Source organism: Peribacillus sp. P4_B1 (assembly GCF_056402395.1).
In genome coordinates this window covers 1-507 of record NZ_JBFUHM010000195.1, presented here as the reverse complement: position 1 = coordinate 507, position 507 = coordinate 1, and the positions used below count along the sequence as shown (strand labels likewise).

The window sequence follows — 507 nt, the reverse complement described above, 5'->3', positions numbered from 1 at the left end:
GACCCTGACCCTGCCCGGCATGGCGGCCATGGCGCTGGCGCTGGGCATGGCCATCGACTCCAACGTGCTGATCAACGAGCGCGTGCGTGAAGAGCTGCGCAGCGGGGCATCGCCGCAGGCGGCCATCCACGCGGGCTATGAACGGGCCTGGGCCACCATCCTGGACTCCAACATCTCGACGCTGATCGCCGGCCTGGCCTTGCTGGCCTTTGGTTCCGGCCCGGTCCGCGGCTTCGCGGTGGTGCACTGCATCGGTATTTTGACCAGCATGTTCTCGGCGGTGTTTTTCTCGCGTGGCCTGGTCAACCTCTGGTATGGCCGCCAGAAAAAGCTCAAGTCGGTTTCCATCGGCACCGTGTGGCGGCCCGCCGCGTCCGGCGCCGTGGCGACCAAGTAATCCCGGCCTTTTTTCCTGAGTTTCCCAAGGACCCCAGATGGAATTCTTCAAAATCCGGCGCGACATTCCGTTCATGCGGCATGCCCTGATTTTTAACATCATCAGTTTTG

General features: G+C 62.5%; 1 protein-coding gene. It reads left to right on the top strand.

The window, feature by feature from the left end:
• Window positions 1-397, top strand: a 397-nt coding sequence (locus AC1DVK_RS27225) for an MMPL family transporter (protein WP_477627862.1), incomplete at its 5' end; no start/stop codon positions are given.
• Between the last annotated feature and the right edge of the window lie 110 nt (window positions 398-507).